The sequence below is a fragment of the Paraburkholderia adhaesiva genome (assembly GCF_021390575.1).
Taxonomy (GTDB): domain Bacteria; phylum Pseudomonadota; class Gammaproteobacteria; order Burkholderiales; family Burkholderiaceae; genus Paraburkholderia; species Paraburkholderia adhaesiva.
Map to the genome: position 1 here is coordinate 1 of NZ_JAJEJQ010000003.1, position 25,753 is coordinate 25,753.

A 25,753-nucleotide genomic window follows, 5' to 3' on the forward strand; every position below is an offset into this window, starting at 1 on the left:
GAGTCAGATATCGACATCGCGACGCAAATTTCATCCAGTTCCGGCCTTGCTTGCGACTGTTTCTCTAGCGGCTGGAGCGCTCTACTGCTCTGCTGCCGATAGCCAGGTTCAACCCGCAATAAATCCTTCTTCGGCAACAGCAACGCCGATCAAGCATGTGATCATCATCGTCGGCGAGAACCGCACGTTCGATCACGTGTTCGGTACGTATCAGCCTCGCCCGGGTGAAACCGTATCGAACCTGCTGTCCAGGGGCATCATCAGAGCAAATGGCGCTCCCGGGCCCAACTTTGCGCTCGCTGCGCAATACATGGCGACTGCAAGCGATCCAACACAGTTCGCCGCAAGCCCTGTTTCGAAACAACCCTACTCGGTGCTGCCGGCACCGAATACCGGCTCCACACCGAGCGCTGCGAGCGATACGAATCCGCCACCGTTCGCCACACTCGCCGCGGCAACGGCGTTCGAAGGTAACGCGCTCGAACCGAACGACCTCGTTCATTTGACTACCGGAGCATCGGGAATCGCCCAGGATGTGCCCGATACGCGTTTCGGATCAAACCTGTTCAACTTGCCGAACGGTCCCTATCAAATCTCACGTGTTGGTCCGAACTACGACCAGTACATGAATAGTCCAGTGCATCGCTTCTACCAGAACTGGCAGCAATCCGACTGCAACGTGGCGCATGCAACGCACGACAACCCGAGCGGTTGCAAGATGGACCTTTTTGCGTGGGTAGAAGTCTCGGAAGGCGCCGGATCGAACGGCAACGCGCAGCCGGCCGGCTTTACCGACCAGTCAACCCACGAGGGCTCAACGGCCCTTGGGTTCTATAACGTGAATACCGGCGACATGCCGTATTTCACGCAGCTCGCACGCCAATACACGATCAGTGACAACTACCACCAGCCGGTGATGGGTGGCACGGGCGCGAACAGCATCATGATCGGGACGGCCGACGCGCTCTATTACACGGACGGCAATGGCCACACGGCCACACCGCCGACGAACCAGATCGAGGACCCCCGGCCGCAGAAAGGGACCAACAACTGGTACGCCCAGGATGGTTACTCCGGCGGAACGTACAGTAACTGTTCCGATCCCACGCAACCCGGCGTGGGCGCAATCCGCCAGTACCTGGGCAGCCTGCCGTATCACCCGAATGCGAATTGCGCGCCGAACACGTACTACCTTCTGAACAACTACAACCCCGGTTACAACGGGGACGGCACCGTCAACACGAGCACATTCACCATTCCGCCTTCGCCGGTGCGAACGATCGCCGACACCCTCCTCCAGCGCAATATTTCGTGGAAATACTACGGTGAGGGGTGGACGACATTCGTGGCCAATTCTCCAACGTCTGTCTACTGCAACATCTGCAACCCGTTTCTTTATGAAACGGCAATCATGACCAATTCGACGTTGCGAGCGAACCATCTCCAGGATACGACGAACCTGTACTCCGACATCGCGAACGGCTCGCTGCCGGCGGTCTCATTCGTGAAGCCCGGAGGATTACTCGATGGACACCCTGACTCTTCGAAGTTCGGGCTCTACGAGGGATTCGTGCGCAAGATCGTCGATTCGGTTCAGGCGAATCCGGCTTTGTGGGCATCGACCGCGATCTTCATCACGACCGACGAGGGTGGCGGTTACTACGACTCCGGCTACATTCAGCCCGTGGACTTCTTCGGGGACGGGCCGCGCATTCCGCTGATTATCGTGTCGCCTTACTCGCGCGGCGGCCACGTTGATCATCAGTATTCGGATCACGTGTCACTCGTCAAGTTCATCGAACGCAACTGGTCGCTCCCGCCGATTACGTCGCGCAGTCGCGACAATCTTCCTGACCCGGTCCAGCATCCGTCCAATCCTTATGTTCCAACCAATGCTCCGGCGCTTGGCGATCTCTTCGATGCTTTCCAGTTCCATCCAGTCAAGCACTCCGATCCGGACGACGATATTCGAGGGGCGATTGGCATGCCTCCGTTCTGATTGCGATCGATTTGACTGACGCTATCTAGCTGCATTTTTTGCGGCGGGGACGAGTCCCCGCCGCGCCAACATGGTGGCTCGTTTACCGCCTTAAACACTTCACGGCCTCGGGACGATCCGGCGTCCGATTGGCGCCGACCCAATTTCAACAGCCTTCCATGACTACGTGTAGACTGGCGCGATTAGACGGTTCGGGTGCGCTCGTCCAGTCCACTACTCACATACGGAAATCGAGGGGTAAGTCATGGCGAAGGATGCGATTGTCTGGGGAATACTCGGCGCGGCGAAGATCAACGACAAGGTCGTTGTACCTATGCACAACGCGCCAAAATGCCGAGTAAAGGGCATCGCGTCACGAAATCCGGAGAAGGCCCGGCAAGCCGCCGCGAAGTATGGCCTGGCTGTTGCGTACGACAGCTACGAGGCACTGCTTGCAGACCCAGAAATTGACGCGGTGTATATCCCGCTGCCCAATCACATTCATATGGAATGGGCAATCAAATCCGTCGAGGCCGGCAAGCACGTGCTGTGCGAAAAACCGATCGGTCTGGACGCCGGACAGGCTGAGAAACTGATCGCCGCGCGCGACAAGCACGGCAGGTACATACAGGAAGCATTCATGGTTCGCACCCATCCGCAATGGCTGAAAGTGCGAGCCATGATCGAAGAAGGCGTCATCGGTGAATTGCGCGCGGTGACGGGGGGATTTACCTATTTCAACACCAACCCGGACGATATCCGGAACCATAGCGAAATGGGCGGCGGCGGGCTGCTGGATATCGGCTGTTATCCGATCACGACGTCGCGCTTCGTCATCGGACATGAGCCACGGCGAGTGGTCGCCACGCTGGAGCGCGACCCTGCGTCAGAGGTGGACCGGCTTGGCTCCGTGATAATGGATTTTGACCTGGTCCAGGCCAGCTTCTTTTACTCGACTCAAATCTACAATTACCAGCGCATGCAATTTCACGGTACGAAGGGGCGGATCGAAGTCGAAATTCCGTTCAACGCGCCAAATGATCGACCGACACGTCTGTTGGTGAGCGAACGAACGAGCGCGGGCGAAAATACGGAACGCTGGCTGGAGCTTCCGGTGTGCGATCAATACGGCGTAGCGGCCACAGCGTTCGCAGAAGCGATATTGAGCGGTGGTACGCAGGCTATTCCGCTAGAAGACGCGCACTCAAATATGCGCGTGATCGATGCCGTTTTCCGCTCGGCTCAATCGGGTGCCTGGGTGAGCATCCCGCAACCATAAGGTTCATCGCCCGGAACCTTAAAGCGTCGGCGCGCAAATTCGCAGATATGCGGGCGTCTCGTATCGAGAGAGTCTTCCTGCAACTCAATACGCAGCGCGCAACGCCTCGTTCGCAACCGCGAGGCGTGACGCGATCACCTTGACGATAAAACGATGGAACTGCTGCGCGGTGACGGGATCGTCCCGCTCGAGTGCCGCGAGCGCGGCGATCGACAAGCGGTGCACACGTGTCGGCATTTCCGCGAATACATTTGCGCTACGCGACTGCTGCGTGTACACGGCCATTTCACCGACAACCGTACCCGGGCCGAACGAGCGCAATCTGACTGCCTTGCCGTTACCGAGCGGCAGCGAGATGGCGACCCGACCGCGCTCAACGATATACACCGCGTCACCCGGCTCGCCGCGCAGAAATAGTGGCTGCGACGCGAGCAGGTCACACACCTCCAGGCGAGCCGAGAGCGCGTTTAGCGCGGCGGCCGTGAAGTGCGGCGCAAGCAGTGTGTTCAGGGTGTCGCTATGCGTTGAAGCGAGCGTCGAGGACGCGAGCAGCTGATCTTCAACCCACTCCAGACCTGCGTCGAGGGTGTCGAATTCGCGAATACGCAGGTTGAGCGTGCCGGTTTTCACGAGGAGTTCGCGCGAGCGTTGCGGCAGCGCGGTCAGCACGAGGTCGGCGTTGTTCGTCGCGCAAAGCTGCCGCAGCTTGACAAAGCTGATCGATACCGACGCGTCCATGCCATGAGTCGATGCGAAGTCGAGCACGACGAAGCGCACCGGCAACGGATCGTGCGTGGCAAGCCGGGCGTGCAGTCGTTGCAGTATCGAACTGGCCGTTCCAAAGAAGAGAAAGCCTTGCAGGCACATTCCGCATACCTGCGCGCCGCGTGCACGCAGTGCCTCGGTTTCCTCTATGCTGCGCTCGACATTAGAGGTCCGGTTACGAAGATCGAACGCCATGCGTATGCAACTGACCCTGCCGTAAAGCAACGTGAACATCACGCACGCGGCGATGACACCGACCCCCACCCCGACGATCACGCCATAAGCCGCAATCGCACCGAGAATGACGGGCACGAGTAGATACTCGTACCAGTTTAGCTTCGCGTAGGCGCCGATAAGCCAATGCACGAGCAGGCGCAGCCCCATGAACAGCTGGAGGCCGACGAGCACCGGCACGGGAAAGAGCGCGACGAGACCCGGCGCCGCGCCAAGCACGACGAGGCACGCGAGTGCCGCAAAAACGGCCGCCATCCGGCTCGTTGCTCCCGCGCGCGCGTTTAGCATCGAGCGATTGAACGACTGATAGCCGACCATCCCGCCGAGCAACCCGCTTGCGAGATTGGCGAGACCTGCAGCCCGCATTTCACGATTGAGATCGACCTCCTCTCCCGTCGCCGCGCCAATCGCCGTCGAATTCATCAGGATCGTGACCGCCGAAACGGACGTGACCACGAGACTCTCCGGAAGGTGCGCGGCAATCGCCTGCCAGTCGATGCCGCCTTGCACGAGCCGTGCGGTCAGGTGCAACTCCGGAATCCCCACAAGATGCATCGTGACACGCGGCAGCAAGAGCCCCATGCTGCGCGCGTCATCGATCGACAGGCCGGCAACTCGCAAGAGCACGTAGAACATGACGATGCCGAGGGCGAGTGTGAGCGGCAGCGCGGCGATATGCTTCCAGGTGCGCATTAGAAGCGTGGACAGCACGCCGACGCAAACAGCGGGCATCCACGCGAGCCAGTGAAGACGCGTCAGCAGCGCGAGCGAGTCCCAGTGCAGGGACTCGCCCGTCATTACGCGAAATGCGCCAGCGAGGAGCAGGTAGCCCGTTCCCGCGAGAAATCCGCCGAGTACCGGGTAAGGCAGGAACTGCAGCGAGCGGCTGCGTTTCGACGATCCAATCGCGTAGAGGATGATCCCCGTCACGACCGAACAAAGCGCGATCGCCAACAGCACGGTCAGAAGGACGGTCTGGGCGGAGCCGCCATCCGCGCGCACACTGCTCGCGACGCCAGCTGCAACGCCCGCGAGAAACGCAGCCGCATTGCTGTCCGGGCCGCCGATGTTCAGGCGCATAGAGCTCGTCAAGGCGATCACTAGCGCCGTGACGACGCAACTGACGAGTGCAGTCGGCACGCCGAGCATCGTGTAGCGGGCGAGATCGGCGCTGAAGATCATCGTGCCGAGGCTCATCGCGTAGCAGAGCATGACGAGCGTCGATACCATGCCCGCCGCGAGGTCGCCGGAAAGGTCGGCGACGCGCGAGCGCAATGGAACGGCGCTGGAGACGGAGACAGGGTTGCCCGGCTTCACTTGAATTCCCAGAGGAATGCGTTCGCGCGGTGGGGTGCGATCCAGTATCCGTCCACGCCCGAAATCCTGTCAAACGCCATACGACACATCGGACGGCGGCCTACACTGGCTATTGTGGAAATTTGCGCGGTTCGGTCCTGCACAGACTCCGGGCCGCTCGCAACGGCAATATTTGAATTCTTTTCGTCTGCTTTTTCGGCCCCTGCGATTCGAACTGAAAACGCACGGACCAACAATCGATGCACCGCACAACATCGGATGCAGGCAACCTCTATGAACATCGAGCAATGGCTGCACGGGTTGGGCCTTGACCAGTACGTCAGTGCGTTTGTCGCGAACGACATCGACGTGTCGCTGATCGCGCAGTTGACCGATGCGGACCTGAAGGAGCTTGGCGTGCTGTCGCTCGGCCATCGCAAGCGCATTCTGGCGGCCGCCGCAACACCCGCAGCCCAGACATCGCAGGCGGTGGCCGACACGCAGGAACGCAGACTGGTCACGATCGTCTTTGCCGATCTGTGCGGATTCACGGCGCTGTCGCACTCGCTCGATCCGGAAGAGCTGCGCGCGCTGATCGGCCGTTACACGACGCTCGTCGACGGCATCGTACTGGCCTATGGCGGAACGATCGACAAGCACATCGGCGATGCCGTGATGGCGTTATTCGGCGCCCCTCGCGCGCACGAAACGGACACCTTGCGCGCGGCCCGCGCGGCGCTCGACATTCATGACGCGCTCGCGCAATTGAGCGTGCAGTCGGCGCGGCCCTTGCGTGCGCATATCGGCATCGCGAGCGGCGAGGTCGTCGCGGGCGCACTCGGCCGCGCCGACGCACAGGACTACACGGTGCACGGCGATCCGGTGAACCTGGCCGCGCGACTCGTGGCGGCTGCAGGTGCCGGCGAGACCTGGCTCTCGGACGACGCGGCACACGTGCTCGGCGACGCGGCGGTCTGCGAACCCCTCGGCGAGCATCACTTCAAGGGCATCGACACACCAGTGCGAGCGTGGCGCCTCTGCTCCGTCGCGAACGAGCCGCCGAAGGCGAGCCGCAGCCGATTCGTCGGACGCGATGCCGAACTCGAGCAGTTTCGCGGTATCGTCCACGCCTGCGTCGCGCGGCGAACCGGTCATGTCATCCACGTGCGCGGCGAAGCGGGTATTGGCAAAACGCGCCTCGTCGACGAGATGCGCCGCCATGCCCAGACGCAGGACTTCACGATCCATCGGGGCCTCGTGCTCGACTTCGGCGTGGGCAAGGGCCAGGATCCGGTGCGGGCAATAGTCGGCAGCTTGCTCGGCCTGCCGGACAACGCATCGATCGATATGCGGCAAGCCGCCGCCGCGCGCTTTGCTTCAGAAGGAATCCTGAATACCGAGCAACTCGTGTTTCTTCACGACCTCCTCGACCTGCCGCAGGAGGGCGAATGGCAATCGCTTTACGACGCGATGGACCACGGCGCTCGCAAGCGCGGCAAGCAAAAGCTCGCCGCAAGGCTGACCGCACACACGTGCGGGCAGACTGCAACGATGATTGTCGTCGAAGACCTGCATTGGGCCGACCCTGAAGTGCTCGACTATGTCGTGGCCTTCGCATCGGGCATCGCCGACGGCACTGGCCTGCTCGTGACAACCTCGCGCGTGGAAGGCGATCCGCTGGACGCGGCGTGGCGGGCCCGTTGTCGGAGCACCCCATTCGCGACGATCGATCTCGGGCCGTTGCGCAACGATGAAGCCCTGAGTCTCGCAGGCAACTTCATCGATGCAACCCAGCGCATCGCCCTAGCGTGCATTGACCGCGCCGGCGGCAATCCGCTGTTCCTCGAGCAGTTGTTGCGTAACGCCGAGGAAGGCAGCAGCGCCGTGCCCGCTTCGATCCGGAGCCTCGTGCTGGCGCGCATGGACCGGCTCGCGCCGGGCGATCGCGTGGCGTTCCAGGCCGCCGCCGTGATCGGCCAACGCTTCGGCATCGACTTGCTGAGGCGGCTCGTCGACGATCAAGATTACGTGTGCGACGGTCTGATCGCGAACGCGCTCGTGGTCCCGGAAGGCGACGACTACCTGTTCGCCCACGCGCTGATTCAGGAGAGCGCGTATTCCACACTGCTGCGCGCGCGCCGTCGCGAGCTGCACCAGCGCGCCGCCGAGTGGTTCGCGCACAGCGACCCCACGCTGCACGCACAACATCTCGACCGCGCCGAGGACGAGCGCGCACCAGGGGCCTATCTGGCCGCCGCGCTCGCGCAGCGCGCGGCCCACCTCATCGAGGCGGCGCTGCGCCTCGCCGAGCGAGGCCTCGAACTCGCGCGCACGGACAAGGACCACCACGAACTGATCTGCTGCAAGGGCGAACTGCAACGCGACCTGGGCGATATCGCAGGATCGATCGCCACGTACCGCACCGCGCTGGCGGCCGCGCCGGACGATGCCGCCCGGTGCCGCTGTCAACTCGGGCTCGCGGAAGGCCTGCGCGTGAGCGAAGGACTCGATGAAGCACTCGATCTGCTCGCGGCCGCCCAGCCGGTCGCCGAGCGCGACGACCGGGTGGCCGACCTCGCGACCCTTCACCATCTGCGCGGCAACATCCTCTTTCCTCTCGGAAAAATCGACGCTTGCGGTGCCGAACACGAGCGAGGCCTGGAATACGCGCGGCGCCTCGGCCTGCCGGAGGCACAGGCGCGCGCACTCGGCGGGCTGGCAGATGCCGCGTACGCACAAGGACGCATGCGGACAGCGTTCCACCACTTCAGCGATTGCGTCGAGTTGAGCCGCGAACACGGGCTCGGTCGCATCGAAGTCGCAAATCGTTCGATGCAAGGCTTTAGCCGCATGTATCTGAACGATGCCCAGCACGCGCGCGAGGACGCAGACGCAGCGGCACGCGCAGCCGAGCTGATCGGGCAGCCGCGCGCGCAATTGCTCGGCGAAACGCTGGGTGTGTTCGTCTGCTATGAACTCGGCGATGAACAGGCTGCGCGGGTCCATCTCGCGCAGGCAATGCGGTTGATCAGGCAGTTGGGCGCGCGCCGCTTCGAGGCGCAGAATCTGGAGATGCAGGGACGCCTGTTGCTGGAAAGCGGATCTCGTCGCGAAGCGATCGAAGTGCTTTGCGAGTCGCTCGCGGTGTCGCGCGAAGTGGGCATGCAGTTCTGCGCGCCAAAGGCCATGGGTGCACTGAGCCGGGCGCTCGACGACCCCGTCGAACGCATGCGGAACCTGACCGAAGGCGAAGAACTACTGCGCCTCGGCGCGGTCGGTCACAACCACCTCTGGTTTTACCGCGACGCCATCGAAGCGATGCTCGCAGTTGGCGACGTCGCGGGCGTGCTGCGCTACGCGGCGGCGCTCGAAAACTACACGCGGCGAGAGCCCTTGCCGTGGGCCGACCTGTTCACGGCGCGTGGTCGCGCGCTCGCCAGGGCGCTGCAGGGCCGCGCCGACGAAGCTACAAAGCGCGAACTGGGGCAAGTGCGAAACGCGCTGCAGGAAACCGGCTTTCGACACTACCTGGCCGCAGTCGATGCGGCGCTTGCGGCTTGAGAGGGCATTCGGTATGGGGCACCTCGTCCACCGGAGGTGGTGAAGCGCGGGACGAACAAAGTAGAAGTGCGGTCAGGAATGGCAGACCGTTTTTATCAGCACGGCATCGAATGTGCCTGGCGTGACTTCCGTCATTGGCAGTGGAGCCGCTTCAAGGTTGATCACTTGCAGGTTCCGGTGAGTCTCCCGCTCGGTCCCGACCATCTGCCGTTTGCAGTCAAGCACATGAAGCGTCGTGATGTTCACGGTCTCCGCACCGCTCGGCTCGCGCAGCGGCGCGAAATAGTCGTAACGTGCCCACACTTTCCGTATGGCGCCCTCCTTCACAACGGACGCCATGTCGACAGACATCACGGACGCCGCATTTTTCGAGAGCGTTTTCCAGTTTGCTGCCGATGCGGGTAATGCGCTGACCAGCAGACCGCATGCAGCAGCACAAAAGACATAGTCCGGAAGGCGAAACACTTTCAATCGAGTACGGCGCAACAAATGCATTCTGCTTGTCCCCTACGGTGAATTGGCCGGGCCGCCGATCAGCGCCCGACTTGACTAACCTCGACCCCGAATGGTCGTCAGGCACCGATCGAATGCCGCAACGGCCGGCGTGCTGTCTTCCAGATTCAGTGTCCACGTGCGAGGCGGTGACGCCTCCACGGTGGCTGTCACGCTGACTGCCTCACCGAGACGCTTGAGGAACGTGTCCCGTGCTTCATGATCGAGAGTGAGGCTAAAACGAAAGTCGTTGATACGCACGTTCCGGAGTGCGTCAGGCACGGGTTGTCCATAGACGGCGGCATGGCCGGCCTCGTCAGTGAACGTCAGGGTTTCATACGTTGCGTCGTGAATGTCATCGCCATTCACTTCGTCGATGGAAAACGACACCGAAACGGAACCGGCGTTGCGCAATCCGCCGACGTGGAGGTAATAGCCTGGCGCCGCGTCGAACGGCAACCGTATGCTCGTCAGCACACAATTGGACGAACGCTTCGCTTTGCTGCTCGTCCCGTTCAGTTGCCAGCCTGAAGGCGTGTCGATGTCGCTGATGACAGGCAGTAATTCGTCAGTTGCCCCTGCGAGGCTCGACGCGACGAGTATCACTGCAGCTACGCCTGCTTTCCGGAATTGATCCTGCATGTCCCCGTTCCCGTTGCGTTCCCGACCAGCGGCTGGTTCGTCCGCCGTGTGATGACCGGTAAAGACGTGAGCGCGATCGCATGTCGATGCCGGTTCAAACTAGCTGAAGGCCGGTGGTATGTGCGTTCGCGGCGGTTCTCAAGACTCATGGTCCAAAGAAACCGCGAGAAGCCAACCAATCTCAAAACTTGTTAAGCTACCGGCGCACACCCGCAGGCATCAATCGGACAAGGACGAAATCGGCGGTCGTACGAACGCGTGCGTAGCTGCTCGGGCTGGTTCGAGGTGGTTCGAGAATCGACGCGGGGAATTGCGAAAACAGCAGCGCAAAAAACGACGCCATCCGGCGCTCGTCCGGTTCACCCAGCCAGCGAAGGTCTGCGCATCGGGTACATAAGACCAGGCGTCGAGCGCCCGCGAGTTCGCCCGTGTACGCTCATCACGGGCCGCGGGCCGCCACAAGGGAGTGGGATCATGCCGATTTTCCGCCAGTTGATCGACCCGCAGTCGTCCACCTATACCTACCTGCTCGCCGATAGCGAATCGGCCGAGGCGATCCTGATCGATCCGGTATTCGAGCAGGCGCGCCGCGACACGGCTCTGCTCGCCGAACTTGGGTTGCGCCTCGTCCAGACAATCGACACGCACGTTCACGCCGACCACGTCACCGGGGCCTGGATGCTCAAGCGGCTAACCGGAAGCTCGATCGCGATATCGGCCACCAGCGGAGCCGAGGGCGCCGACCGCTACCTGACTCCCGGCGATCGCTGCCATTTCGGAACACGTCATCTCACGGTGCGCGCGACGCCAGGCCACACGGGTGGCTGCATCAGTCTCGTGCTCGACGACGAACGTATCGCGTTCACGGGTGACTGCCTGCTAATCCGTGGCACTGGCCGGACGGACTTCCAGCAAGGTGATTCGCGGGCAATGTTCAGATCAATCCACGACCAGCTATTTACCCTGCCCACGTCCACCCTGCTTTATCCGGCCCACGACTACCGCGGACTGACGGTCACGAGCGTCGGCGAAGAGCGGCGCTTCAATCCACGCCTCGGCGGCGATCTTTGCGAAGACGATTTCGCCGGTTACATGCGGAACCTGAATTTGCCGCATCCACGGCAGATCGATATTGCGGTGCCCGCCAATCTGAAATGCGGCGCTGCCGCAAAGGACCCGACACAGATCGCCGAGCCCGACTGGCCCGGTCTGACCTACACCTTCGCAGGGATATGGGAGATCAGCCCGCAGTCGCTTGAAGAACAACTTGCCGACGTGCAGATCGTCGACGTTCGCGAGCCGGACGAATTCGATGGCCCGCTCGGACGGATTCCGAACGCCGTGCTCATCCCGCTAGGCGAGCTTGCGCAGCGTGCCGGCGAGATCAAACGTGACCGGCCGACTGTGACCGTCTGCCGGGCAGGAGGCCGCTCCGCACAGGCAACGACGATCTTGCGGCAGGCCGGCTTTCCGGCGATCGCCAATCTCGCGGGCGGGATGCTGCGCTGGCGGGCGGAAGAACGCATCGTCGAAAACGCCAGTCCGTGATTTTCGTTTTGTGCAGTGCGGGTAGCCTTCCGGCACGAAGAACGTACCTTGGCGGGAACCCTTAGCGCCGAGGCCGCAACGCTCTCAACGGCCACCGCGGCGCCCCGGTACAGCAGGCTTCGTCGACGGAATCTGGCAGAACGTCGGATTTTCGCCAATAATTGCCGAACACCCACTCAACGGTGGCGAACATGGATTACTACAGTCCCGAAGCCATCCGAACCATCGCTCTGGTCGGGCACGCCGGATGTGGCAAGACCTCCCTTGCTGAAGCGCTGCTATACCAGGGCGGCGCGCTGCGAGCGCAAGGCAGTGTGGATCGAGGCACCTCCGTGTGCGACTTCGATCCACTCGAACGCAAGTATCACCACTCCCTCAGTTCCTGCATCGCCCACCTGCATTACCGCGACACCCGCATCTACCTCACCGACACACCCGGCTATCCCGACTTCGCAGGCCTTTCGATCAGCGCATTGCCCGCCGTCGAAACGGCGGCCATCGTGATCAACGCGCGCACCGGCATCGAAATGACCACGCGCAGAATGATGGCGTATGCGCAGGATCGCAAGCTGTGCCGGATGATCGTCGTGAACGGCATCGATGGGGAAAAGATCGATCTACCAGGGCTACTCGCGCAAATTCAGGAGATGTTCGGCAAGACCTGCCTGCCCATCAATCTGCCGGCGAAGGGCGGTAGCGAAGTGGTGGACTGCTTCTTCAATCCTGCAGGTGACGCCGATTTTCTGTCCGTGGAATCCGCGCACAATGCTCTCATTGATCAGGTGATCGAACTAGACCCTGAGTTGATGGAGTTGTACCTCGAGCAGGGTGAAGCGATTCGCCCGGAGCAGTTGCACGAACCCTTCGAGCGCGCATTGCGCGAAGGCCATCTGGTGCCGGTCTGCTTCACTTCCGCGGCCACAGGTGCAGGCATTGCGCAATTGCTCGATGTCTTTGTCAATCTCCTGCCGAATGTGACCGAGGGCAACCCGCCGCTTTTCTACCGCGATGTCAACTCGAAGGTGGAAGCCGTTCGTGCCGAGCCGAACGCGGACAAGCACGTCATCGCGCACGTCTTCAAGATCGTGATGGATCCGTATATCGGCAGGATGGCGGTGTTTCGCATTCATCAAGGCACCGTCGCGCGTGACGGCCAGCTGTATATCGGCGACGCCCGCCAGCCGTTCAAGGTCACCCATCTGCTGATGCTGCAGGGCAAGGAGCACGTGGAGATCCAGCGGGCGGGACCCGGCAACCTCTGTGCCGTGTCGAAGGCCGAGGACATCGGCTTCGACGCTGTGCTGCACGACGCACCCGAGGACGGCAACATCCACCTCAAACCGCTCGACTTTCCGAAGCCGATCTACGGTCTGGCCATCGAGGCCGCGCGCCGGGGCAACGAACAGCGTCTATGGGAAATCCTGCAGAAGCTTGCCGCCGAGGACCCGTGCCTCGTGATCGAGCACCCGGTGGGCACCAACGAGACGGTGGTTCGCGGACTCGGCGAGCTGCATCTGCGGTACATGCTGGAGCGTCTGACCGATCAGTACAAGCTGGAAGTCACGACGCGGCCGCCGACGATTGCGTGGCGCGAAACCATCGGCGGCAAGGCGGAAGGACATTGCCGCCACAAGAAGCAGACGGGCGGTGCCGGACAGTTCGGCGAAGTGATGCTGCGTGTCGAGCCCCTGCCGCGTGGCACGGGGTTCGAGTTCGTCGATGCCGTCAAGGGCGGCGCCATTCCTTCGCAGTTCATTCCCGCGGTGGAAAAAGGCATTCAGCAGATCATCGAGAACGGACCGCTCGCCGGATTTCCGATGCAGGACGTGCGCGTCGTTGTGTTCGACGGCAAGAGCCATCCCGTCGATTCGAAGGAAGTGGCATTCGTCACGGCGGGCCGCAAAGCGTTCATCGATGCCGTGATGAAAGCGCAGCCCATCGTGCTCGAACCGATCGTCGACATCGAAGTGATGACACCGGAAGCGGTAATGGGCGATGTCATCGGCGATCTGTCCTCACGGCGCGGCCAAGTCCACGGCACGCGCGCGCTGGGTGGCGACGCGATGGTCATCGCAGGCAAGGTCCCGCTCGCCGAACTCGACGACTATCAGTCGCGCCTGAATGCCCTTGCAGGCGGACACGGCAATTACAGCATCCAGTTGAGCCACTACGACCCGGTGCCTCCAGCGCAGCAGGAACGGCTGGCCTCACAGCACAAGGCCCGGCAGGTCCCGGACGAGTAGCGTCGCAACAGGCTCGCGCACATTTCGGCTTCGATACTGCGATTCAGATGCCCTCACGTCGCTTCGGATGGCGATTGGACCTGACGCGAAAGAAGTGGATCCGCCGACGTCGGAGTCGCGCGGATTACGTCATTCTGCGAAAAGAATTAACTCGACCGGACAGGATGCACGAGCCGCTTCGGACCAGCACACGATCCAGTCATTGCTCTCCGCGATTACCATTCTCACGCGCATGGAACACCGGCAGTCGCCAGCCAAAATAGAGGGAAGAGAGGCGCAGCAGCACGCAACCGATGGTCGCAACCCAGGCGGTCCAGATCGACGACCAACCGACCTCGGTCAAACCCACTTCGAGCGCTGCGCCAAGCAGCGCCGCCGAAGCATAGATCTCGCGTTCGAGAATCGCAGGCACGCGTGAAAGCAGCATGTCGCGCAGCACGCCGCCGCCCACGGCGCTCACCATGCCCATCAGGATCGCAAGTTCGGCGCTATGGCTGTAGGCAAGTGTTTTGTCCGCGCCCGAAACAGCGAAGAGCCCGAGGCCGATTGCATCGAAGAAGAGGACGGGTTGGCGCAGGCGGCGCACCGGCGCATACGCGACGATGGTGATCGCAGAAGCCGCCAGCGACACGGCAAGATAACGCCAGTTCGAGAGCCCTGCGGGCGGCACGGCCCCAATGCAGATATCGCGAATGATGCCGCCGCCGCACGCGACCAGGAATGTAACGGACGCGATGCCGAACAGATCGAGCCGCTTCTGGCGGGCGGCGACCGCACCGCTGATCGCAAACGCGAAGGTGCCGACGAGGTCGAGTACGGTATAGGCGGTATGGGCGTTCACGGTGCCTCGGTGTGCAGACCTGGCCGGCAGGTGGCCGCTGCCAGGTCGGGTTGTTCGATGTTCGGTTGGGCAGCGGGACGTCGAGGGTCTGCGCAGTAGTTTTATTCGCCGGCGGACTCGACGGCTGTGTGCTCGCCGCGCGGTTATATCACGTGGAGGCGAGCGCTGCGCAGCTCACCGCGACGCCACACCTCTCGCCTCGCTCCGGACGTCGGCGGCCGCGAAACGGCGATGCTCCGGCGGCAAGCCGTCGGTGCGCGGTCATGTGGGCAGCGTCTGCATGAATTCGCGAAGCGCGGCGTCAATTTCATCCGGCGCATCCTCCTGCGGGTAGTGCACGCCCTCGACCCTCAGTTCACGCTGACTCGGCCATGGCCGGGTGAAAGCCAGGGCGCGAGCGATCAGCAATGAGCCAGGCATGGCGCTCACGATCAGCTTCGGGGTCTCGCTCGCGGCGAGCCACGCACCATAGGCTTCAACGATCGCGACCGCCTCGTCCGGTACGCCCTCCACAGATAATAACTGGCTCAATAACAGGACCAGACCCGGCTAAATAGCAGGGCCCTGTTTTTCACACCGGGCTTGCAGGGCCCACACGCGGTTTGCACGAGCTACGGCGCGCGCTGTATCCTCAGTTTCGCGTGGCCGTCGTCGATAGACAGTCGCCCGCAGCGCCCGGATAACGCAGCGCGACGCGATGCAAGGCGCGGCCAATCAAGGTTTTGGAGATGACGGGCGACGCGCCGTCAGACGGGCAGGGCCACCTCCCGCGCGCCCATACCCCCGTCCCGAAAGTGCCGCCGCCCCGGCGAACTGCCGGAAAATCTGCACGAAATGTCGAAAAGAGCCGAAAATAGCAGGATATCCGCCATCAACAACTTCGAGACCGTGAAATATGAGCAGTCGCATGCAGTTTGTCGTTGAACAGCACCCCAATCCCACGCCCGCGGAACAGATCGCCGCTCGTCTGGAGAGCCCGGTCTTCGGCCGCATGTTCACCGACCATATGGTCACGATCCGCTGGAGCGAAGCGCGCGGCTGGCATGACGCCAAAGTCGAGGCGCGCCGTCCGTTCCAGATCGACCCGGCCTGCGCGGTGCTCCACTACGCGCAGGAAATCTTCGAGGGCATGAAGGCGTATCGCCGTGAAGACGGCTCGATCGCGCTGTTCCGCCCCGATCAGAATGCGAAGCGCTTCCGTACGTCGGCGGCCCGCATGTCGATGGCTGATCTGCCGGAAGAGTTGTTCCTGCAGGCCATCGAGGAACTCGTCGACATCGACCAGGCCTGGGTGCCCGGCGGCGACGGCAGCCTGTACATCCGCCCGTTTATGTTCGCCAACGAGAGCTTCCTCGGCGTGCGTGCCTCGTCGGAGTACATCTTCTGCGTGATCGCCTGCCCGGTTGGCCCGTACTTCAAGTCGGGCAAATCGGCTGTCACGGTGTGGGTGTCGGATCAGTACACACGCGCGGCGCCCGGCGGTACGGGCGCAGCCAAGTGCGGCGGCAATTACGCTGCCAGCCTGATCGCGCAGACCGAAGCGTCGGCGAAAGGCTGCGACCAGGTCGTATTCCTCGACGCGGCCCAGCATCGCTGGATTGAAGAACTCGGCGGCATGAACGTGTTCTTCGTGATGGATGACGGCTCGCTCGTCACGCCGCCGCTTTCCGGCACGATTTTGCCGGGTATCACGCGCGCGTCGATCATCGAGCTTGCGCGCAAGGAAGGCATCGAGGTCAAAGAGGCGCCCTACGCTTTCGACTCGTGGCGTGAAGACGCCGCGAGCGGCCGCGTGAAAGAGGCCTTCGCGTGCGGCACGGCAGCGGTCGTCACGGCGATCGGCGAAGTGCGCCACGCGGGCGGCGAGTTCAAGATTGGCGACGGCGGCGAAGGTGAAATCACGCGCCGCATCCGCACTGTGCTGACCGGCATCCAGCGCGGCAAGGAAGCTGATCCGTCGAACTGGGTCTGGAAAGTGAAGTCGACGAAGCAGGCCTGAGGCAAACGGCCTGCGGACGTGCAGTTTGGCGGCCAGCGGCGGATTTCAACCGTCGCGGCCGGACACGAGGCACAGCGGCGCGCGTCCTGCGCGCCGCGCCGTTTTTCCCTCTTCCCTCTTATCCAGCCGCCAACCGTTGCGCGGATAGCCTCAGCCCATCGAACAAACGTTCGGCGATGCGCTCCGAGAAGCCTGCGGGTAGCGACGAAGCAACCCGCTCGATCACTTCCGGCGTACGTCCAGTGAACCGTTCGATGAGCGGCTCGACGTCCTGCCCGTAGTGGCAGAGTTGCACCGTCGCGTCGAAATGGGCGCGTTTCACATCGCGCATCCGGTAATGACGCGCCCGCCCCCAGACGGCCATGGCGAGCGTCGCCTTATGCCACGACCACTGGTTGCCGCCATCGCCCTCGACCGGCCAGATCGACATCACGTCATAGAGCGGTGCGAGCTGGAAACGTCCACCTGGCAGCAGACGGATGCTGAAGTTCTTTGCGTGGCCGTCCGGTGCCGCAAGCATCCAGAACGCGATCTGCGCCCCGAGAAAGGTTTCGATGTCTTCCTGCGGGCGCTGCGATTGCCGCAGGATATCCGCGATGTCACGCATCCCCGGCCCGCCCTGCGACTCGTACTTGCGGTGCGGCGGCACGCCGAGCGCCTGGCAAAAATCCTCCTGCGGCAGACGCAACAAGGCACCGTTGCGCGACCACGCGCGGTCGAAGCGCTCGACGCATAGCACTTTCTGCTCGCCGAAGCGAAGAATCTGCGCCGACGACACCGGCAACCCATAAGCCTTCAGCACGGCGAGACAGAGCCATTCGTTTTCGACGGACGTCTGGAAGTCGACCTTCCTGTGCCCGATCAGGCCGAGCGGCAACTTGAGGATGTGCGTAGTTGGCGTGGCGCCGTGCGGCAGGCACCACCGGCCATCGTGGTAAAGCAGTGCCGTCTTTTCCTGTGCGCCCGCCAGCGAGATGCGCAACTCGTCGCCGGTTTCGCCCGCACCTGACACGGCGCCGGACGTTTCGAGCAGCAGACGCTCGATGGCCGCGTCGGTCAACGGCGTCCCCTCGATCGCGCCGACGTTTTCCGGCGACTCGTCCTCACCCAGCAATTGCACAGCGCCAACGCAGTCGCGCCCAATCGCCTTGAGCAGGTCGAACGCTTCCACGGTCTCGGTGCTGAAGCGGGCTGCGATGCGGCGGCGGATCTGTGGGCTGTCTGGCAGCAGGTTGTCGAAGTAGTTGAGAACGCGTTCGCCGCGCAACGGTCGCTCGCCGACGCCGAACGGCAGTGAAAGCGACAATGGCCGTCCGGCGGCGGACTGCTTCCAGGCGGCGTCGTAGCGCAGTTCCATGTCGCCCGTGGGCGTCACGACCCAGGTGCCGACGCGCTCGCCGTTGGCCCAGACCGACAGAGCGCGCGAATGCGATTTGCGCCCCATCGGCTACCACTCCGGCCGATCGGTACTGTCGGGGGCACCGGTGCCGCGCGACTGTACGCAAAACTCGAGCCCGTAAAGCGCGAGCAACGCCAGCATCTGGTCAAGCGAGATGCTGGCGGTTCCGATGGTCTCGAGCGCGGAGAGCCGCGGCTGTCCGATGCCGACGCGCGCCGCCGCCTGAGCCTGGGTCATCCCGCTGGCCTTTCTGGCCGACTGGAGAATCTCGGCAAGGCCTGCCGGCGTATGAACGATGATTTTCATTCAATATTCCTGTGAGGCATAAACCAAGTATATGCCTGTCAGCAATAATTCGCCAATATCTCTCACAGTAATAAACCGAAAATATCGCTGACACGAATAACCAGATAGGAGTTACACGGGCAACGGACGGCTTCGTCATTCTCACCGAGTGGCCGCACCGGTTGCTCGACCGGTCCAAACGCACGCAACCTGCCTCAACGCACTCTTGCGGGGACTTTGCACGGGGAGTGAACGGCGCTCGCAATCGCGATCAAGGGCGTCCTGTGCCCCGCCGGATATCTCTCGACGACATGAGGGGTCAGCAGTCAACCGAAGCATAAGCACACGATGCGACCACGCCGACGTAGTTCCTTTATTGTGTATATACACTAATTGGTATTACCAAACAGATAAACGAGACGTAGGCAAACGTCGATTCGATTCCGCGTTAGCCAATAATCGCTTCAATGCAGCAGAAACAGCAAGCCAAGTGTGACCGCCCGTTAGTCCTTCAAAGACCTTGAGTGTCCGTTTCGATTTTCTACAATTCCACACATAGCGCACTGACCAGACAACGGTTATGAAGCGCGCTATCCGTTTCGATGGAGGACGCGATGAGCTATCACCTTGAAGGTCGTCTGCTTGAAGTCTGCAACTGCCGCGTACTCTGTCCTTGCTGGATCGGTGAAGATGCCGATTTCGGAACGTGCGATTCCATCGTCGCGTGGCACATGGATCAAGGCACAATCAACGGTGTCGATGTCGCCGGCAATACGGTTGCCACGGTATGCCACATTCCGGGCAACATCATGCAGGGCAACTGGTCGGTGGCGGTCTACATTAGCGACACCGCGTCGAAGGAACAGGAAGAGGCACTGCTGAACGTCTTTACGGGGCAGGCTGGCGGTCCTGTTGCGGAACTAGCCAAATTGATCGGCACGGTGGTGTCGGTGGAACGCGCACCCATCGGCTTCGATGTCGTCGGCGGAAAGGGCACGCTCAAAATCGGCGCAGACTATTACGCCGATCTCGAGCCGTATCTGGGACCTACCGGCGCAACGACGACCCTGTCCGATACCATATTCTCTACAGTACCTGGGGCCCCGGTATTCGTCGGCAAAGCTCCTGTCTACCGCTCGAAGAACGAAGCGTTGGGGATCGACGTCAACCTCAAGAACCATAACGCGCTGCAGAGCACCTTCCAGTTCGATGCCTGACCCGCGCCCGGGTGCAGCCATCCACGATGGCGGCACCGTCACAGCCTGGATCAGCGGAGCTGAACATGCGCGGCATGTCGCGTCATCGACGTATCTTCCTGCCCGTGGTGGGCAGCGTAGTCATGCTCGCGTGGATCATCTTGTGGCTCTGGTCGCGCAGCCCCTATGGAAGCTATCTGGATCACGGCGACTGGGCATCGTCGGGGCCCGCGGCGGTATTGTGCCGGGCCGTCCCCGGTGGGTCTCCGGTCGTGCAGGCCGTGCTGTACGCGCTGTCGTGGACGCTGATGATCACGGCGATGATGCTCCCCACCACGCTGCCTCTGTTCAATGCATTTGAGCGCGTGGTCGCGGGGCGGTCCGACCAGTTGCGCCTGTTTTCTTTGCTCTGTCTGGGCTACATCGTGACGTGGAGCGCGTTCGGGTTGCTCGCGCATGGCTTGCATGCGCTCTTGCTGAACGCAATCGCGCGCGTGCCTGCGATCAGCGAATACAGCTGGTTAATCGGAGCGGCAACGCTCGCGGGCGCGGGCGCATTCCAGTTCAGCAAGCTAAAGTACCGCTGCCTCGAAAAATGCCGTACGCCGCTGAGTTTCGTGATCACGCATTGGCGCGGCCGTGCAACGCAGCGCAACGCGTTCACATTGGGCGCACATCATGGACTGTATTGCGTCGGTTGTTGCTGGGCGCTGATGCTGCTGATGTTCGTGGTCGGCGCAGGCAGTCTCGGCTGGATGCTCATGCTTGCGGCCGTGATGGCGGTCGAGAAGAACATTTCGTGGGGCAAACGACTCAGTGCGCCACTCGGCGTTACATTGTTGACCTGGTCGGTGCTGCTCGTGGCAAGCAATGCCTGAGGCATCCCGGTACCATTGGTCCTCGTCTTGAGCGCGTCACGGCACAGCGGCTTTCATGCCGACCCGGCCCGGAACGACCACTAGTGGCACACGTTGGGCCGGCTGCGGGCATCACTGCCCCGAACCGGACACGCGCGCCCGGACCATTGGGGAGTCACTCATGCCAGCCCAACCCGCGAATACCCCGCACGCGCTGCGCGAAATATCGCTGATCCGTCACGGCGAGACTGCCTGGAGCCTCTCGGGCCAGCATACGGGCCGCACTGATATTGCGCTGACCAATCGCGGCCGCGAGCAAGCGCGCGCGCTCGTACCGTTGCTTGGCGAACAGCCGTTCGATACCGTGCTGTCGAGCCCGATGTCTCGCGCCGTCGAGACTTGCCGGCTGGCTGGATTCGGCGACCAGATGACCGAAATGCCCGATCTGCGTGAGTGGGACTACGGTATCTACGAAGGACGAACTACCGCGGACATTCGCGCGACCGAGCCCAACTGGAGTGTGTGGCACTCGACCATTCCCGAAGGCGAAAACCTCGAACAGGTTCAGTTACGGGCAAGCTCCGTGATCGAGCGGCTGATGATGATGAAAGGACGCGTGGCCCTGTTCTCGCACGCCCATTTCCTGCGTGCGCTTGCCGGTTGCTGGATGAGTGGCGACGCGGCGCTGGGCGCGCATCTGTATCTCGATACCGCATCAGTCAGCGTATTGGGCTTCGATCGTGAAGAACGCGCCGTACGGTGCTGGAACGTGCGATGCACGGCAACCACATAAGGACGACACGTTGCGAAGTCGCGGCACAAGTGTGCCGCCTTCAACGCCGCGTTGGAGAAAAACAATCGGCGGCGATTGTCTGCCTCATCCGAATATTGACGTGGGGGCGCAAGTCTTTATCACGCGCATCGTGCTCAATACGGCGAAACACAAACAAGGCCTGATAGATTAAACACGCGATGTCGCGCTTCTCGCGGCCATGCCGGATTGATTCGGACTACGATATAAATAGATGAAAAACGCGCGAGCAACAAAAAGCCAGGGACCTTCTGTTGCTCGCCGTGCCGGCGCAACGCCGCGATAATGCGGCCGGCGCGCCAATGCTAGAGCGTCGAGAGGGGCAGCATCGAAGACGATCAGACGCCGCGCCAGACGGCGCGGCCATCTCCCAATGCGTCACGCGCACCGCACCTCGATGCGCATATCACGACGCGTTGACGGCGTCCTTGAAAGCCTTACCGGCGGTGAACTTCACCGTCTTGGCAGCAGCGATCTGGATTTCCGCGCCCGTTGCCGGGTTGCGGCCCACGCGGGCAGCACGCTGGCCGGTCGAGAACGAGCCAAAGCCGACGAGTTGCACGGAATCACCCGACGTAACCGTGCGCGTGACGACTTCGAGGATCGCGTCGATGGCTGCGCCGGTGGCTGCCTTGGTCTCGCCCGTGCTTGCGGCGACTGCGTCAATGAGTTCCTGTTTGTTCATCTGCTACCTGTGTTGAGTTGAGAAAACCTGCATACCCTACCGCACAAGGGCGAAACAGGCAAATCACGTTTCACGTCGATACGGGTCTTTCATCGGTCAGGGATGGACGTTGCGCACCGTTTCGGGGATGGTTCAGATGAATGACACAACACCAAACCGGAGCGTGAACGAACCATCCAGATGCGCTAAGTACATGGCCGGGAACGATTTATGCGCATTTACATACAGCCGTTCCCGCGTCACAGGAACCAGCGATATTCCCGGCTACTGATCGAATTCATGAAGTCGAGATGATCTTGGCGTCTATTTTCGCAATAAACCATCACAAAATCGTCACCAAGTCCCTCGCCCACCGCCGGATGCTGTCGCATGGCCGCCACGGCCGACAGCATGTCGCCCGGGAAATCGACGCCGCTCGACCGGTTTTCGTTGAGCGGCGCAATGGGTTCTTGCCCCGCGTCGAGTCCGTGTTCGATACCCGTAAGAATCGCGGCTAGCACGAGATAAGGGTTTGCATCCGCACCTGCGAGACGGTGCTCGATGCGCAGATTCGCGTCGTCGGACTCGGGAATGCGGATACACGCGTCACGATCCTCGAAACCCCAGCTCGCCCGGCTCGCAGCATTCACCATCGCGCCATACCGCCGGAACGCGTTGTGATTGGGCGCGAATATCGGCATGCAGTGCGGCAACAACGCGAGGCATCCAGACACAGCGTGACGGAGTGCACGCTTGCCATTCGCAGCGAACACATTCTTTCCCGCCTCATCGTAGAGACTCACGTGTACGTGCATCCCACTTCCCGGTGCGTCGAGCCACGGTTTTGAAATGAAGCTCGCACGATAGCCGTGTTTCATCGCCACGCCACGCGTACTTCGGCAAAAGAGAGCGGACCAGTCGGCGGCACGAAGCCCATCGTCGCAATGACCAAAATTGATTTCGAACTGGCCCGGCCCGAGTTCTGCCGTGATAACGGTCGCGTCCACGCCCTGCTCGCGCGCCGTGTCCACCATCTCATGCAATACGTCCGAAAAACGCGAAATGCGCTCGATATGCATGTTCGCCTGATCGTCCTCGTCGTCGCACAGTGGATCGCGCGGATATTGAGGCAGGCCGTCCTTGAGCTTGCCGTCGAATAAATAAAACTCCAGCTCGAAGGCCACGACCGGCCGAAGGCCGCGACGCTCGAGTCGCTTGAGCACGCGCGCCAGGACCTCACGGGGTTCGAAGCCGATCGGCGCGTCGGTACCGTCGGAGGTGATCAGCATCTGCGCCAGCGGCTGCTTTTCCCAACGCACGCGCTTGAGTGTGCCAGGCACGAGGCGGCGCACCGCATCCGGGTCGCCGTCATTGAGGCAATAGTCGCCAATCGGATAAATGCCACCCTGCGTGCCGAGCAGTATGGTGTTCTGCGGCAACTTCAGCATCGATCCGGCAGCAAGCTTTTCGAGCATCTCGATGGGACAGCGCTTGCCGTAGAAATGGCCGGGAATGTCGAGGCAGATGAGATCGACGTAGCGTACATCGGCATGTGCTTCACGAAACGCACGCACTTCGCTGACGAGACCGGCTGCGGGAGATGTCACGGTAGAGTCCTTGGTTGCGCAATTGGAAACAGTTGATAGCCTGACGTTCTGTACAACTTATTTTTTGCTAAAACTGCATTGCACGCATCGGTGCAAAAAACACGCGATATCAGGTGAATACCCAGAGCACCCGTGCCGGCTTGTCGCCGAGGTTTGCGTAGCTGAACCGGCAACGCGCCGGCAACTGGAAGCTGTCGTTTGGCTTGAGCGTGACGGGTTCCTTCTCGCCGTCGATCCAGATGGTCAACTCGCCTTCCAGCACGAAACCACCCTGCTCGTCGCTATCGTCCACGGGGCGATCGCCGCTCGTGGCGCCCGGCTCCAGCAGACTCTCCAGCATCGAAAATCGCGACGACATCGTGGGCGATACGAGCACATCCGTAATGCCGCTCGCGTAGTACAGAATGCGCCGCTCGCCTGGACGCGTCACCCAGGGTAGCGCGCGCGGCTTGCTCAAGCTGTAGAAATACGTAGTGGGCGTCTGCAGCGCCTCGCCGATGGCGGTCAGATCCGCCACGCTCGGTCGCGACAATCCGCGCTCGACCTGCGAAAGAAAGCCGACCGAGCGGCCGACTCGCTTCGACAACTCGCTCAGCGTCACCTTTTTGTGTTTTCGCAAATCGCGAATCAGGATCGCGAGTCCTTCTATTTCTTCGTCCTTGTCCATGCTTGCGTACTCCGTCACACAACGTCCCGCAGGCGATACCACAGCTTGCCCAACGCCTCCAGCGGCGCCGCGAACCGCTCGCCACCCGGAAAGCCCGGATTATGAATGGCCTGGTAAAGCGCGAGCAAGCGGTTATCGCCGAGGATCGCGTCGGTAACGGCGCGCGCCGCAGCGAGCGTGGGCAGCACACCGTGCCCGGAAAAGCCCTGTAGCCAGTAACGTTGCCCTTCGCACCCGACGTCCGGTGTCCGTCGCATGCTGATGTCGATGTGACCGCCCCACGCGTAATCGAATTCAATGCCGCGCAGCTGCGGGAACGCACGTTCGAGGTTCGGCCGGGTCGCGGCAGCGATGTCCCGCGGAATGCCGCCGAGATACGTGCATGCACCGCCAAACAACAGGCGATGATCGGGGCTCAGACGGAAATAGTCGGGCACGAACTGGTTGTCGATGACACAGCTATTGCGCGGCAGCAGCGATTTCGCGAGTTGCGGGTCAAGCGGCCGCGTCGCGACCTGATACGTGCCCACGGGCAGCACGCGGTTCGCCAGCCGCCGATCGAGCCGATCGATATACGCATTGCAGGCAAGCACGAGCGTGTCCGCGCGCACGGTCCCCCGGTTCGTGTTAGCGATAAAACCGCTATCGGTTTCATGCCACGCCAGCACGCGGCTTTGTTCGAAGATGCGGCCGCCCGCCTGCTCGACGGCGTCGGCAAGTCCGAGCGCCAGCTTGAGCGGATCCAGATGCCCGCCCTCGGGATCGTAAAGTGCCGCGCGATAACGGCGGCTACCGATCCACTCCGGCATCTCTTCTTCGGGAATGAAGCGCAGCTTGTCGTAACCCCACTTGTGCACGGCTTCGTCGCGCGCCTCTTCCAGCATGCTCACACGGTTGCGCTTGACGGCTGCCCACAGGCTGCCGGGCCGGTAATCGACGTCAAAACCGTACCGAAGGGGCAATTCGCGCACCTCGGAGGCGGCCCAGCACATGCTGTCCCAGAGCTGACGCGTGCGTTCGACGCCCAATGAGCGTTCGAGCGGACCCATATCGCAGGACCAGCCGAGGATTGCCTGCCCACCGTTTCGGCCCGAAGCAGCCCAGGCCACGCGGCTCGCTTCGAGCAACGCGACGCGCTTGCCCGCGAGTGCGAGCCGGAGCGCTGAATGCAGGCCGCTAAACCCACCGCCGACGACCAGGACGTCGACGCTGCAATCGCCCTCTAATGCCGGACGCACCGGCAGCGAGCCGGGCCAGTTGCCGGCGTAATAACTCTCTACGTGATGAGCCGATTCGACGAACATGCCGACATCCGTGAAAATTAGTTAGTGGAATTTCATGAAAAAATACCACGACAATTTCACGAACGCAACTCATCGTGTTGCAGCG

Annotated in this window: 20 protein-coding genes; 9 read left to right on the plus strand and 11 right to left on the minus strand. The window is 62.0% G+C overall.

From position 1 onward, the window contains the following. The first annotated feature begins 157 nt into the window (after positions 1–157). Both L0U80_RS24125 and L0U80_RS24130 read left to right on the plus strand, forming a co-directional pair. A complete protein-coding gene (locus tag L0U80_RS24125; RefSeq protein ID WP_373322280.1) occupies positions 158–1,999 on the plus strand; it encodes an alkaline phosphatase family protein in 1,842 nt (613 codons plus the stop codon). A gap of 244 nt (positions 2,000–2,243) precedes the next feature. After that, entirely contained in the window at positions 2,244–3,257 is a 1,014-nt protein-coding gene (locus tag L0U80_RS24130; protein WP_233871636.1) for a Gfo/Idh/MocA family protein, read from the plus strand. An 84-nt stretch (positions 3,258–3,341) separates the two neighbouring features. On the opposite strand, the gene L0U80_RS24135 is transcribed toward L0U80_RS24130, so the two are convergent. After that, on the minus strand, positions 3,342–5,573 hold the full coding sequence (locus L0U80_RS24135) for a SulP family inorganic anion transporter (RefSeq protein ID WP_233871639.1): 2,232 nt from the start codon (positions 5,571–5,573) through the stop codon (positions 3,342–3,344). Between the two features lie 273 nt (positions 5,574–5,846). On the opposite strand from L0U80_RS24135, the gene L0U80_RS24140 reads away from it, so the two are divergent. After that, positions 5,847–9,113 (plus strand): adenylate/guanylate cyclase domain-containing protein, encoded by a 3,267-nt coding sequence (locus L0U80_RS24140; protein ID WP_233871642.1) that lies wholly within the window; start codon positions 5,847–5,849, stop codon positions 9,111–9,113. A gap of 72 nt (positions 9,114–9,185) precedes the next feature. Here L0U80_RS24140 and L0U80_RS24145 read toward each other — a convergent pair whose 3' ends face one another. Both L0U80_RS24145 and L0U80_RS24150 read right to left on the minus strand, forming a co-directional pair. Beyond that, the gene (locus L0U80_RS24145) at positions 9,186–9,608 is read right to left on the minus strand and encodes a surface-adhesin E family protein (RefSeq protein ID WP_233871645.1); all 423 of its coding nucleotides are present in this window, start codon (positions 9,606–9,608) and stop codon (positions 9,186–9,188) included. Between the two features lie 54 nt (positions 9,609–9,662). Further along, a complete protein-coding gene (locus tag L0U80_RS24150; RefSeq protein ID WP_233871648.1) occupies positions 9,663–10,247 on the minus strand; it encodes a hypothetical protein in 585 nt (194 codons plus the stop codon). A 474-nt stretch (positions 10,248–10,721) separates the two neighbouring features. Between L0U80_RS24150 and L0U80_RS24155 the strand changes: the two genes are divergently transcribed. Together L0U80_RS24155 and fusA are read left to right on the plus strand one after the other, a co-directional pair. Further along, positions 10,722–11,795 carry an MBL fold metallo-hydrolase gene (locus L0U80_RS24155; protein WP_233871651.1) on the plus strand — a complete coding sequence of 358 codons (1,074 nt, stop codon included), beginning with the start codon at positions 10,722–10,724 and terminating at the stop codon, positions 11,793–11,795. A 191-nt stretch (positions 11,796–11,986) separates the two neighbouring features. Next, a complete protein-coding gene (fusA, locus tag L0U80_RS24160; RefSeq protein WP_233871654.1) occupies positions 11,987–14,038 on the plus strand; it encodes an elongation factor G in 2,052 nt (683 codons plus the stop codon). A gap of 199 nt (positions 14,039–14,237) precedes the next feature. Here fusA and L0U80_RS24165 read toward each other — a convergent pair whose 3' ends face one another. Next, a complete protein-coding gene (locus tag L0U80_RS24165; RefSeq protein WP_233871657.1) occupies positions 14,238–14,879 on the minus strand; it encodes a trimeric intracellular cation channel family protein in 642 nt (213 codons plus the stop codon). Positions 14,880–15,140: 261 nt separating this feature from the next. After that, positions 15,141–15,410, minus strand: a complete 270-nt coding sequence (locus L0U80_RS24170) for a hypothetical protein (RefSeq protein ID WP_233871660.1) — start codon at positions 15,408–15,410, stop codon at positions 15,141–15,143. A gap of 376 nt (positions 15,411–15,786) precedes the next feature. Here L0U80_RS24170 and L0U80_RS24175 point away from each other — a divergent pair, with 376 nt between their 5' ends. Further along, the gene (locus L0U80_RS24175; protein WP_373322283.1) at positions 15,787–16,878 is read left to right on the plus strand and encodes a branched-chain amino acid aminotransferase; all 1,092 of its coding nucleotides are present in this window, start codon (positions 15,787–15,789) and stop codon (positions 16,876–16,878) included. Between the two features lie 118 nt (positions 16,879–16,996). On the opposite strand, the gene L0U80_RS24180 is transcribed toward L0U80_RS24175, so the two are convergent. Together L0U80_RS24180 and L0U80_RS24185 are read right to left on the minus strand one after the other, a co-directional pair. Continuing rightward, positions 16,997–18,322, minus strand: coding sequence for a type II toxin-antitoxin system HipA family toxin (locus L0U80_RS24180; RefSeq protein ID WP_233871666.1), 1,326 nt, complete (start codon positions 18,320–18,322; stop codon positions 16,997–16,999). Between the two features lie 3 nt (positions 18,323–18,325). After that, the gene (locus tag L0U80_RS24185; RefSeq protein ID WP_233871669.1) at positions 18,326–18,583 is read right to left on the minus strand and encodes a helix-turn-helix domain-containing protein; all 258 of its coding nucleotides are present in this window, start codon (positions 18,581–18,583) and stop codon (positions 18,326–18,328) included. 593 nt (positions 18,584–19,176) lie between these two features. On the opposite strand from L0U80_RS24185, the gene L0U80_RS24190 reads away from it, so the two are divergent. The 3 genes from L0U80_RS24190 to L0U80_RS24200 all read left to right on the plus strand — a co-directional run bounded on the left by L0U80_RS24190 (position 19,177) and on the right by L0U80_RS24200 (position 21,408). Beyond that, positions 19,177–19,779, plus strand: a complete 603-nt coding sequence (locus L0U80_RS24190) for a DUF1326 domain-containing protein (RefSeq protein ID WP_233871672.1) — start codon at positions 19,177–19,179, stop codon at positions 19,777–19,779. A gap of 65 nt (positions 19,780–19,844) precedes the next feature. Further along, the gene (locus tag L0U80_RS24195; RefSeq protein WP_233871675.1) at positions 19,845–20,636 is read left to right on the plus strand and encodes a DUF2182 domain-containing protein; all 792 of its coding nucleotides are present in this window, start codon (positions 19,845–19,847) and stop codon (positions 20,634–20,636) included. Between the two features lie 160 nt (positions 20,637–20,796). Next, on the plus strand, positions 20,797–21,408 hold the full coding sequence (locus L0U80_RS24200) for a histidine phosphatase family protein (protein ID WP_233871678.1): 612 nt from the start codon (positions 20,797–20,799) through the stop codon (positions 21,406–21,408). Positions 21,409–21,832: 424 nt separating this feature from the next. On the opposite strand, the gene L0U80_RS24205 is transcribed toward L0U80_RS24200, so the two are convergent. The 4 genes from L0U80_RS24205 to L0U80_RS24220 form a co-directional block, all read right to left on the minus strand. After that, positions 21,833–22,111 carry an HU family DNA-binding protein gene (locus L0U80_RS24205; protein ID WP_124153278.1) on the minus strand — a complete coding sequence of 93 codons (279 nt, stop codon included), beginning with the start codon at positions 22,109–22,111 and terminating at the stop codon, positions 21,833–21,835. Between the two features lie 239 nt (positions 22,112–22,350). Then, positions 22,351–23,697: a glutamine synthetase family protein gene (locus L0U80_RS24210; RefSeq protein WP_233871681.1), complete on the minus strand. Its 1,347-nt coding sequence runs from the start codon at positions 23,695–23,697 to the stop codon at positions 22,351–22,353. Between the two features lie 109 nt (positions 23,698–23,806). Next, entirely contained in the window at positions 23,807–24,364 is a 558-nt protein-coding gene (locus L0U80_RS24215; RefSeq protein ID WP_233871684.1) for a helix-turn-helix domain-containing protein, read from the minus strand. Between the two features lie 14 nt (positions 24,365–24,378). Then, entirely contained in the window at positions 24,379–25,668 is a 1,290-nt protein-coding gene (locus L0U80_RS24220) for an NAD(P)/FAD-dependent oxidoreductase (RefSeq protein ID WP_233871687.1), read from the minus strand. Between the last annotated feature and the right edge of the window lie 85 nt (positions 25,669–25,753).

Bases quoted from the DNA above. Each gene is read 5' to 3' on its own strand.
- L0U80_RS24175 (WP_373322283.1), top strand. From the start codon at position 15,787: ATGCAGTTTGTCGTTGAACAGCACCCCAATCCCACGCCCGCGGAACAG.
- L0U80_RS24155 (WP_233871651.1), top strand. From the start codon at position 10,722: ATGCCGATTTTCCGCCAGTTGATCGACCCGCAGTCGTCCACCTATACC.
- L0U80_RS24140 (WP_233871642.1), top strand. From the start codon at position 5,847: ATGAACATCGAGCAATGGCTGCACGGGTTGGGCCTTGACCAGTACGTC.
- L0U80_RS24130 (WP_233871636.1), top strand. From the start codon at position 2,244: ATGGCGAAGGATGCGATTGTCTGGGGAATACTCGGCGCGGCGAAGATC.
- L0U80_RS24195 (WP_233871675.1), top strand. From the start codon at position 19,845: ATGCGCGGCATGTCGCGTCATCGACGTATCTTCCTGCCCGTGGTGGGC.
- L0U80_RS24145 (WP_233871645.1), bottom strand. From the start codon at position 9,608: ATGCATTTGTTGCGCCGTACTCGATTGAAAGTGTTTCGCCTTCCGGAC.
- L0U80_RS24190 (WP_233871672.1), top strand. From the start codon at position 19,177: ATGAGCTATCACCTTGAAGGTCGTCTGCTTGAAGTCTGCAACTGCCGC.
- L0U80_RS24220 (WP_233871687.1), bottom strand. From the start codon at position 25,668: ATGTTCGTCGAATCGGCTCATCACGTAGAGAGTTATTACGCCGGCAAC.
- L0U80_RS24150 (WP_233871648.1), bottom strand. From the start codon at position 10,247: ATGCAGGATCAATTCCGGAAAGCAGGCGTAGCTGCAGTGATACTCGTC.
- L0U80_RS24185 (WP_233871669.1), bottom strand. From the start codon at position 18,583: ATGAAAATCATCGTTCATACGCCGGCAGGCCTTGCCGAGATTCTCCAG.
- L0U80_RS24215 (WP_233871684.1), bottom strand. From the start codon at position 24,364: ATGGACAAGGACGAAGAAATAGAAGGACTCGCGATCCTGATTCGCGAT.
- fusA (WP_233871654.1), top strand. From the start codon at position 11,987: ATGGATTACTACAGTCCCGAAGCCATCCGAACCATCGCTCTGGTCGGG.
- L0U80_RS24205 (WP_124153278.1), bottom strand. From the start codon at position 22,111: ATGAACAAACAGGAACTCATTGACGCAGTCGCCGCAAGCACGGGCGAG.
- L0U80_RS24200 (WP_233871678.1), top strand. From the start codon at position 20,797: ATGCCAGCCCAACCCGCGAATACCCCGCACGCGCTGCGCGAAATATCG.
- L0U80_RS24180 (WP_233871666.1), bottom strand. From the start codon at position 18,322: ATGGGGCGCAAATCGCATTCGCGCGCTCTGTCGGTCTGGGCCAACGGC.